Genomic DNA, 10,234 nt, shown 5'->3' with positions numbered 1-10,234 from the left:
CTGAGTGCTGAGTGCTGAGTGCTGAGTGCTGAGTGCTGAGTGCTGAGTGCTGAGTCCTGAGTCCTGAGTCCTGAGTGCTGAGTGGGGAATCTCACTTATTTACTCAGCACTCGGAACTCGAAACTCGGAACTGTTTTGCCCAATGCCCAATGCCCAATGCCTCTACTATGCATACGCCAGTGGATCGACAAGTCCTAATTCGGCAAAAGCTGCTAGCCGTAAGCGACAAGAATCACACACACCGCAGGCAACATCTCCACCAGTATAGCAAGACCAAGTTAGTTCCCAAGGAACTCCCAATTGGTTCCCCAATTGGATGATTTCGGTTTTTTTCAAGTTGATTAAGGGTGCAACAATATTAATTGGTCGTCCCTCACGCCCTTGTTTAGTTCCCAGGCGAAAAACTTCTTGCATTGCTTGGATATAGTCGGGGCGACAATCAGGATATCCTGAGTAATCTAGGGTATTAACGCCGATATAGACACGCTCTGCGGCGATCGCTTCGGCGTAACTAAGAGCAAAGCTTAAAAAGATGGTATTACGAGCTGGAACGTATGTTACAGGAATATTTTGAGACATTTCATCCAGCGATCGCTCCTGGGGTAAATCAATGGCATTATCGGTAAGGGCCGAACCGCCCCATTGTCGTAAGTCAAAGTTAACTACCTGATGTTTTGCGATCGCAGCTTTTTGAGCGACACTGAGCGCTGACTGTAACTCTCGTCGATGTCGCTGCTGATAATCAAAGGAAATAGCATGACATTCACAGCCATCAGTTTGAGCTTTGTACAGAATTGTGGAAGAGTCCAATCCCCCAGATAACAGAATTACAGCTTTCATCTTGGTTGCAAATTTTGGATTTCAAATTACTGCATCAAACCTTAACAAGATGCCAGAAAGCAATGCCAAGGAGAATTTATATTTAGGTCTTATTGAAAGTTGTAAAGTTAATAAAAATACATATATTTTTGTAGAAAGTGTAAAATCCAAAGCAAACTCGAAATATCTATACAAAAGATATTTGGATTACGGGAACCGATCACAAACTTTGAAATTCTTCATAAACATAGGCTCTATGTTACCATCTGGATGGTTTTAGACGGATCGTAACCGGCTTTCGAGTATAAACGCCAACGGCCGTAGCGTCTCTAAATTTGGTGGTTGAGGAGAGAATAATAGTGCAAAATAGCATGTCAGTGGCAGAACCGAATCTATATACACAGCGCAACCAGCCACGACCAATCCGCATAGGCGTGATTGGAGTGGGTAACATGGGACAACACCACGCTCGCGTGCTGAGTTCAATGAAAGATGTTGAATTAGTCGGAGTAGCAGATATTAACGTCGAGCGAGGATTAGAAACTGCCAGCAAATACAAGGTGCGTTTTTTTGAAGATTACTGCGATCTGCTACCCCTTGTGGAAGCAGTTTGTGTAGCTGTTCCCACCCGTCTGCACTATGCCGTGGGCATCAACTGTCTGTTAGCGGGAATTCATGTTTTGATTGAAAAACCGATCGCAGCCAGTATTTCTGAGGCAGAGTCTTTAGTAAATGCCGCAGCTGAATCTGGGTGTATCCTGCAAGTAGGTCATATTGAGCGTTTTAACCCAGCTTTTAAAGAACTGAGCCAAGTTCTAAAAACAGAGGAATTACTGGCGCTAGAAGCCCACAGAATGAGTCCTTACTCAGATCGAGCAAACGATGTTTCAGTTGTGCTGGATTTAATGATCCATGACATCGACCTACTTTTGGAATTAGCTGCTTCCCCAGTAACGAAATTGACTGCTAGCGGTACTCGTTCCCTAGACTCTGGTTATTTAGATTACGTAACCGCCACCTTGGGGTTTGCCAATGGTATTGTTGCTACTCTAACTGCCAGTAAAGTCACCCACCGCAAAATTCGCCGAATTGTCGCCCATTGCAAAAATTCATTTACTGAGGCAGATTTTCTCAAGAATGAAATTTTGATTCACCGACAAACGGCTGCCAATTCTCTCACCGATCACCGACAAGTACTTTACAGACAAGATGGTGTAATTGAAAAAGTTTACACCAGCAATATTCAACCACTGAGTGCAGAATTAGAACATTTTGTCAACTGCGTACACGGTGGCAATCAACCTTCAGTAGGTGGCGAACAAGCTCTCAAAGCCCTGAGACTGGCAAGTTTAATTGAGCAGATGGCGCTGGAAGATCGAGTTTGGAATCCCTTAGACTGGCAATCAGAACCAAGGGTACAATCTTTAACCCCCACAGTCTAGAAGAAGAGGGGATGAAGGGGATGAGGGAGACAAGGTGAAATTTTCTCTCTTCTCTCTCCATGCTACCCCACAGCCCCAACTTCAGCAGAAAGCCTAGAATATGTTTTAAAATTTGCCATTAAATCTTTAAATCCTTCTTAGTCAATTTAAAAAGCAGGCTAAGGAGGATCTACAAAATTAGAAAACAAAACCTACTGGTCTGTCCCATTAATTTTGTGAGGTTTGTAGTGAGCGATAAATCTTTCAATCTCAAGGGCTAGAGCTACTTACGAACTTTTATAACTCTCAACATTAATGAAACAGAACTATAGCTTCCACTTATCTTACTCTGTTTTTCAGTTGTAATGTTATCAATTTTTAGTGTAGCCAAATTACCTTGACTCTAACAAGCGGGGATAATTACCCTTTAAAAAAGCTAAAGCTGAATTTAGTAACAAGACTAGTCCAGCAATTTTAGGAATTGACTCAATGCTTGAATGGATAACTAATACTATCAACTATTTTGGCTATTGGGGAATCGCCCTACTAATGTTTTTAGAGAACCTTTTTCCCCCCATTCCTTCAGAATTGATTATGCCACTGGCTGGATTTACAGCAAGTCCATATCAACCAGGAGGGGCAAAGCTGAATATTATTGGTGTGTTTTTTGCAGGACTTTTGGGTTCTGTATTGGGCGCACTTATTTGGTACTATCCGGGTAAGTTTTTGGGTGAAATCCGTTTGAAAGCTTGGGCTGACAAGTATGGCAAATGGCTGGCTATATCTAGTAAAGATATCACCAAGGCCAAAGAGTGGTTTGACCGACAAGGTAGAACAGCAGTATTAATTGGTCGTCTTGTGCCAGGAATCCGCACCTTGATTTCTGTTCCCGCAGGTATTAGCAATATGCCTTTGCTACCATTTTTGTTTTACACAACATTCGGTAGCGCTGCTTGGGTGGGTTTGTTAACATACTCAGGATACATATTGGGTAGTCAGTATGAACTTGTGGACAAGTACCTTGCTCCTGTATCCAAAATCGTACTTGGCGGTTTGGTTCTAGCATTTGTTTTCTGGATATTCAAGCGCCAGTTAAGACGCACTAGAAGATGAAACACGGACGCTTTTGGTTTGAAAGCAGTGAAAGCAGGGGTTACATCTGGCTAAAATTCGCCTACACTATGCCAAATAATACTAGATGTGCGTTGGCAGAGCTTACCAAAGGTATCGCCGGAATTAATTTTTGGCGTATTTCTAGCTACACTTGACGCAACCTAGAATTTCTGGTTGCTCGCATTTTTGTAAGATGAGCATGACAACTTTTTACAGTTAAGTTTGAACTAGGAGCTTTCATGACAGACCAACCTTCCGCCGCTACCCCAATCAATGCCGCTGCTATACCCATGAATAGGCAGCCGTTAGCATCGACTCCCATAAATGCTGTTAATAATAATCCTCCTGCCGGTATCAAGCCAGGTGGTGTTCCAGGGAAAACCATTCTCAGTGTTGATTTAGGCAGAACTTCCACAAAAACTTGTGTGAGTCGTGAACCAGGCAGTGTGGTGTTCGTACCTGCCAACGTCAAGCAGATGTCGATAGAACAAGTACGCGGTGGTGTTTTTGAAGCCAGAGCTACTGACCCCTTAATGGATTTGTGGCTGGAGTATCAAGGAAATGGATATGCTGTTGGTCAACTTGCAGCCGATTTTGGGGCAAATCTAGGAGTCGGACAATCTAAGGTAGAAGCTGCACTGGTAAAAGTGTTAGCAAGTGCTGGCTACTTCAAACTCAGAGACGATATCTCAGTTGTACTGGGTCTGCCTTTTCTTTCCTTAGAGCAATTTGAAAAGGAAAAAGCCCAGCTAATTAGCCAAGTCGGTGGCCCTCATGTGTTGAACTTCCGAGGTGAATCTGTGTCGCTGAACGTCAGTAAGGTATGGGTAATGCCAGAAGGTTACGGCAGCTTGCTGTGGTCTGAAGCTCAACCCAAGAAAAACCCTGGCAGTCCCGATTTTACAAAAATATCGGTGGCGATCGTCGATATTGGACATCAAACTGTCGATCTTTTGATGGTAGATAACTTCCGTTTTGCCAGAGGTGCTTCTAAGAGTGAAGACTTCGGGATGAATAAGTTTTATGAATTGGTGTCTGCCGAAATCGAAGGAGCAGATAGTCAATCTCTAGCACTGATTTCTGCTGTTAACAAACCCAGAGGTGAACGCTTTTACCGTCCTAAAGGCGCTAGCAAGCCCACCAACCTAGATGATTTTCTTCCCAACCTCACAGAGATGTTTTCGCGCGAAATCTGTAGCCGTGTGCTAGCCTGGTTGCCAGAACGCGTCACCGATGTGATTCTGACTGGCGGGGGTGGTGAGTTCTTCTGGGACGACATTCAACGTCTGCTCAAAGAAGCAAAGATTAATGCTCATTTAGCAGCACCTTCCCGACAGGCGAATGCTTTGGGGCAGTATATTTATGGAGAGGCACAATTATCCTCCAATCGCGCTGCTAGGGCATAAAGCTGATGTTCCAATGGTCAAAAAAGGTAGTTAAATCCGTCACGTTCAACCCAGAGCTTGCTGATGAAAGCTTGTTAGCGCAAGTAGAAAGTTATTTGGAAAAACAACCAGACAAGACTTTCAGCGACCTCTGTAAAGAAGCCTTATGGCAATCTTTATGTGTACCGGAACCTGTACAACCTGCTCCACAAACGACAGTAACAACACCGATTGATCAACAAATCGGTGAACTGCAACGTCAAGTGGCTGGACTTGAGGAACGTTTTTTTGCCAAGGGATCTAATCGTTTGGAGGCGATGGAACATCATCTACTGCAACTTTCTCAACAAGTCGCACAACTGGCGCTCATAGTCAACGATCGATCGTTCATTCCGTCTCCAACTCAATTAGAAGTAGTAAATAATACTTCTTATACTGTTGCTACCCCTCCTCAAGAGGTTGACCCCGTAATCAGTCGCCTTAGTCAGTTTCTCGATGATTTTTAAAGAGCCATTAGGTTTGTGAGCAGTTTTTGCTCATGTTAACAATCCTTAATAGTATTAACTATTAAGGATTATTAATGTTTATATATATTTTGTACAGACACAATATTTGGCAACGAGCCGCCTTTCTTCTTTGGAGACGCTACGCGAATGGGAAGCCGCTTTGCGTCAATGCATCTGCACGGCTAATCAAGTTATGTAAAACGAGCGATCGCATATCAATTTTTAGTGTTTGCTCAAAGTAGGATACAGTATTATTTAGGAATATAGTATAAAATTTTTCACTTCTAGGAATCTACAGCAGGAAATTACCCAGTTATACTGAGATAAACGAGTGTAAGTCCAAACACTGTTTGAGGTCAGTTAAGATTTTTCACCATGAGTAATACCAGTTTTTGGAAGCCTGCTTATCAGCTTTTTAAGCCAGAGGAACCACTTACTACACCAGAAGAACTGAGAAATTTTTATGTCCAGCGAGCTAACAGTCCTGTAGAGAATTTAATCACTTTCTTGGATATGGAAGACGACCCAGCTAAATTTTTATTAGCAGGTCACAGGGGTGGTGGCAAAACTACAGAATTGCGGCGATTAGAACAACATTTGAACAGCAAGTATACAGTAATTTGGATTGATACTGTAACTGCTCTCGACCAGTACAACATTGGCTATGCTGAGGTTGTAGTCCTAATTGGAATTAAAATTTTTGAAAAAGTTATTCAACGAGATTGGGGTTTAAAAAACGATTTATTAAATGATTTACTCGAAAGTCTAAAAACTGTAGTTTATCAATATGAAGATGCTGAAAATACTAGTCTTGAACTTCCAGAAATTATCAATAAACTGGGTCTAATTCTTAAACAAGGACTAACTAGAAAAATTACTACAACTCTCAATATTCGTCCGCAGCTTAGTAAAATTATTGAGCGAGTTAACGCTATCATAGAAGCTGCCGAGAAAAGAAACAAGCAGAAATTAGTGGTGATTGTAGATGGTCTTGACCGACACGATCAAGTTACAGCCTTAGAAATGTTCGCTAGTCCACTGCTGACTCAGCTAAGTTGCCATATTATATATGCGATTCCGATTTCACTTAGGTATTCTCCAAGCTTTCGTCAACCAATGGAAAGCTTTCAAAAATGCTTAGATTTAACTAATCCACCAGTATTTGAGTGCGATGAAAATTTATGTCCTATTACAATCCCTAATCAACTTGGTAGAGACATTCTTAATAGTGTAATTCATAAGCGTTTAGCAAGTTTGGGTGATGCTTATAAGGGTTTATTTAATCCAGATGCGTTAGAACTAATTTCTGAAAAGAGTGGCGGTGTGATGCGTGACTTGGTGCGACTGGCTCGTACAGCTTGTGAAGTTTCTTTAAGGCTAGATTTGATATATGTAGACTTAGATGTTGCTAAAGAGGCTGTGCAAGAAGTTCGCAGAGAATATAATTTAAGTGATTACCATTTTCCCGAACTAGATAAAGTTCACTGTACAGGTTGCTTAACTACTAATACCCATAGTTTGCCTAACAAAGGTCAGTTTGTGATTTGTGATGAGCTTTTGCAAAACAAATTTGTATTAGGTTATTACGATCGCAGTAAAAAATCCTGGTTTGATGTCAACCCTATTCTATTAGAAGATTTACAACGTTGGCAAGCTGCTAACTCTCCAAAAATTCAATAGTTGTTTTCTCTTGCAATCAGCAATTATTCATTCATAAAAATGGCTTCTAACGAATCTACCACTTATTCTATAAGTGCAAATGACGCAATAGAGCTAAATAAATTAGTTAGTTTCTTAGAATTATCTAGTGGGACAACGACAATTTTTGCTATTGCACCAGAGAGTGGGCCACAACATCCGGTAGTTGAGGAAATCAAGTTAATTTTATCAGATGATCATCCTACTTTTAATGAACCTAAAAATTTCTTTTACAGTCAGAACTCACTCTATAACTTTCTCTACAGTTTAGATGAAACTGGACTGCATAATTCTCAAATTAAACGCAAATTGATAATGGCATTTGGAATTGATCAACTGCCAACGCCTCGCCTGAAACAAGAGATGAAGCAGTTGAATTTAGGGAGAGATTCGCTATTTGGTCGGGAATTAGTCATAATTTTTTGGCTAAATAAAGAGGAATTTTTAGAAGAGTTTCGTAATCGTGCGCCTGATTTCTGGGATTGGCGGGGTAAGTTAGTGAAATTTGAGGCACGTCCACCCGTAAATCCCCTGTTTTATCCTTATCTGGAGTGGTTGATAGCTGAGAATTCCTATCTCAAAATCAGTGGCGTGATGCAAGTCCAGCGCCAAGTGGATATTTTTCTGGATCAAATTTATGTTTCACTACAAGCAGTGAGACGACAGCAGGTTACAGAAACGTCGAAACTAGACGAAGAGATGACTACATTTCGCAAAGCTGAACATAGGTTGAGCATGAGCATCTCTAGCCTCTATGAATTAGACGAACCTTCTCATTACGAACCAGTTTTACTAAGTTCAATACCCACTACTAGCACCAAAACAGTAACACAGAGAATTGATTTATCTCATGCAGTGCGGGAGAATCAATACTGTGTGATCCTCGGCGCTCCAGGTGCGGGAAAGACAACGCTACTGCGTTATCTAGCGCTACATTTTGCCACAGCGAAACGTGATAGCAATGAAACAGCTACAGGTGGCGAACTCCAAGAAGAATTGGGTAAGGCTCTGCTGCCAATTTTCTTTCGCATTGCTGACTATGCAGAACGATTGCAACAAGAACCAGAATTAAGTCTGCTGGACTATCTGCGCCAATTCTATCGCCAGTGGGAAGCTTACTTTCAAGATGAAGCTGAAGCGGGAACTGAGATGGCGACGCTACTATTAGAAAAAATGCGTCAAGGGCAGTGCTTAATGCTGCTGGATGGGCTAGATGAGGTATTTGAACAAGAAAGCCGCAGACTGATTGTGGAAAGAATTGATCAGTTTGTCAATGCTTTTTCTACTAATAAGTTTGTCATTACCAGCCGGATAGCTGGCTACCGCAATGTGAAACTGGGCAGCCGTTTTGCTGAGTTCACTATTGAAGATATGGGTGGCGAACAGGTAGAAAAATTCCTGGAACGCTGGTGTTTGGCGATAGAAGGAACGCAGCAGCCAGAAGCTAGTGAGGCGCAATGGCAAAGAGCAGGAGATGACCAAGCAAGGAAGATTTTAGAGGCAATTAAAGACAATGAGGGTGTAAAGCGCTTGACAGCGAACCCTCTATTGTTGACAATTTTGGCACTGATTCACCGCAACGGTGAGCGCCTACCTAACCGTCGCGTGAAACTTTATGAATTGGCAGTGCAAACCTTGACTGAAGATTGGCAGCTAGGTAAGAAGTTGCCAGATGCTCCGAAAGTGCTGCTGAACCAAAATGAAGTAGTGGCATTTTTAGCACCACTGGCTTACTGGATGCATGAGGAAAAGCCCTCTGGTTTAGTCACTGAGGCAGAAGTTGAACAACAGTTAGCAGCAAAGTTAGCAGAATTAAATGATACTGACTTAGAATCAAACTCAGTACGGCAAGCCGTGCAAGAGTTTTTACGAAAAGTGCGGGAAACCACAGGTCTATTTGTGGAACGTGCGCCAGGAGTCTACGGCTTTATGCACCTGACGTTTGAGGAGTATTTTGCTGCACGTTATATCGCTGACAATGAAGTAAGCGATATTTTAGCAATTATCCGTAAGCATTTGCATGAGCCGCGTTGGAATGAGCCGATTCTACTAGCTTTAGGCTATTACGGAATTTATTCTCCTAAACAGGTTAATAAGCTAGTTGAGCAGCTTTTCAGTAATATTGAGGCTTATAAACCTGCAATTCAAGGTAGTAAGTTAAAAATTAAAAATGCATCATCCCAGAATGGGATTATCATCTGGTCAGGTTTGCAAGAAGAATCAATTACTAACTGTAAACAGTGGGAATTACGGTTGAAAGATTTACTGTTTGCTGGTGAGGTTTTAACTCAAGTTGAGATTAATAGCAGTCCTCGCAAAAAGCTAATTAAAAAGTTAGTTATTACTTATCTTGGTTTAGATACAAAATTTGAAAATGATACAACTAAACAATTGTTAAGGTTGTTACGCCAAATTGAACTGTTTAACCAGAAAGGTGAAGTTCTGGTACGGTTGAAAGAATTCGCTAATGACTCAATACTTCCTGAAGAGATAAGGGTAAAAGCACAGACAGCTATTCTGTATGTTGCTTGTGGTGAATCAGGGGCAGGATTAGTTAGTTGTGCTATTGATATTGTTAATCAGCTAGAGCCTACTATATTTTGTAGTCTTAGAGAATTGGTTAAAGAATTAGGTGAAGAAATGACACCTGCTTTAGAAAATAGTCTGGAAAATTATAGTAGTAATCAAGATTCTCAAAGGGCATTAAACTTACTCACCGCAATATCTTATATTCGTACAGATAAATATACAAAAGCTGTTGAGCTTCTAGAAGAAATCAATGTTCAGCCAAATGTCAGGCACAGTGCTTATATAGCTTGGTCAATTGCAACTTGTTATCAGGAGCAAGATAAATTTGATCAGGCAATTGACTATTATCAGGAATGTTTTGAGAAACTAGCCTTATATATTCATCCATCCGCTTTTCGGCTGTTCTGGAGAAATCGGGGTGTTTGTTACCGCTCACATGACAAATATCAGCAGTCACTAGAATGCTTCCAGCAGGCGTTAGCTATAGACAGAGAGTTTCGCAAGTCTGAAGATGAAGCAAGTGATCTATGGAATATAGCTAGAACTTATCAAGACTGGGGTAAATACGAAGAAGGGATCGCCAACTACCAACAAAGCCGTGATCTCTATGAGCAATTGGACAAAGAGAATGATCTAGCTAACTTGTGGTACTGGCTAGCTGAATGCTATCGGAAATGGGGTAAATATGAGCAAGCACTTGAATGTCAGCAAAAGTGCTTGGCACAACGTCAGCGCTTAGAAAACCAAGCAGATATAGCTAGTG

7 protein-coding genes are annotated in these 10,234 nt (G+C 41.5%); 6 read left to right on the top strand and 1 reads right to left on the bottom strand.

The annotated features are described in order from the left end of the window. Positions 1–165: 165 nt before the first annotated feature. Positions 166–840: a 7-cyano-7-deazaguanine synthase QueC gene (gene queC / locus ACFE93_RS32500; protein WP_375479904.1), complete on the bottom strand. Its 675-nt coding sequence runs from the start codon at positions 838–840 to the stop codon at positions 166–168. A 338-nt stretch (positions 841–1,178) separates the two neighbouring features. Here queC and ACFE93_RS32495 point away from each other — a divergent pair, with 338 nt between their 5' ends. The 6 genes from ACFE93_RS32495 to ACFE93_RS32470 all read left to right on the top strand — a co-directional run. Then, positions 1,179–2,261: a Gfo/Idh/MocA family protein gene (locus tag ACFE93_RS32495; RefSeq protein ID WP_289796231.1), complete on the top strand. Its 1,083-nt coding sequence runs from the start codon at positions 1,179–1,181 to the stop codon at positions 2,259–2,261. Between the two features lie 468 nt (positions 2,262–2,729). Beyond that, positions 2,730–3,353 (top strand): DedA family protein, encoded by a 624-nt coding sequence (locus tag ACFE93_RS32490; RefSeq protein WP_375479902.1) that lies wholly within the window; start codon positions 2,730–2,732, stop codon positions 3,351–3,353. A gap of 239 nt (positions 3,354–3,592) precedes the next feature. Further along, positions 3,593–4,759: a ParM/StbA family protein gene (locus ACFE93_RS32485; protein WP_375479900.1), complete on the top strand. Its 1,167-nt coding sequence runs from the start codon at positions 3,593–3,595 to the stop codon at positions 4,757–4,759. A 5-nt stretch (positions 4,760–4,764) separates the two neighbouring features. After that, positions 4,765–5,244, top strand: coding sequence for a plasmid segregation centromere-binding protein ParR (locus ACFE93_RS32480; protein WP_375479898.1), 480 nt, complete (start codon positions 4,765–4,767; stop codon positions 5,242–5,244). Between the two features lie 375 nt (positions 5,245–5,619). Continuing rightward, positions 5,620–6,924 (top strand): P-loop NTPase fold protein, encoded by a 1,305-nt coding sequence (locus ACFE93_RS32475; protein ID WP_375479896.1) that lies wholly within the window; start codon positions 5,620–5,622, stop codon positions 6,922–6,924. A gap of 39 nt (positions 6,925–6,963) precedes the next feature. Continuing rightward, positions 6,964–10,234 (top strand): tetratricopeptide repeat protein (locus ACFE93_RS32470; protein WP_375479893.1); only part of this gene is annotated, 3,271 nt, incomplete at its 3' end.

The organism is uncultured Nostoc sp., assembly GCF_964247315.1.
Lineage (GTDB): Bacteria > Cyanobacteriota > Cyanobacteriia > Cyanobacteriales > Nostocaceae > Nostoc.
This window is presented reverse-complemented; position numbering and strand designations above follow the sequence as displayed.

Excerpts from the sequence above, each read along its gene's own strand:
- queC (WP_375479904.1), bottom strand. The coding sequence starts at position 840 with ATGAAAGCTGTAATTCTGTTATCTGGGGGATTGGACTCTTCCACAATT.
- ACFE93_RS32485 (WP_375479900.1), top strand. The coding sequence starts at position 3,593 with ATGACAGACCAACCTTCCGCCGCTACCCCAATCAATGCCGCTGCTATA.
- ACFE93_RS32480 (WP_375479898.1), top strand. The coding sequence starts at position 4,765 with ATGTTCCAATGGTCAAAAAAGGTAGTTAAATCCGTCACGTTCAACCCA.
- ACFE93_RS32475 (WP_375479896.1), top strand. The coding sequence starts at position 5,620 with ATGAGTAATACCAGTTTTTGGAAGCCTGCTTATCAGCTTTTTAAGCCA.
- ACFE93_RS32490 (WP_375479902.1), top strand. The coding sequence starts at position 2,730 with ATGCTTGAATGGATAACTAATACTATCAACTATTTTGGCTATTGGGGA.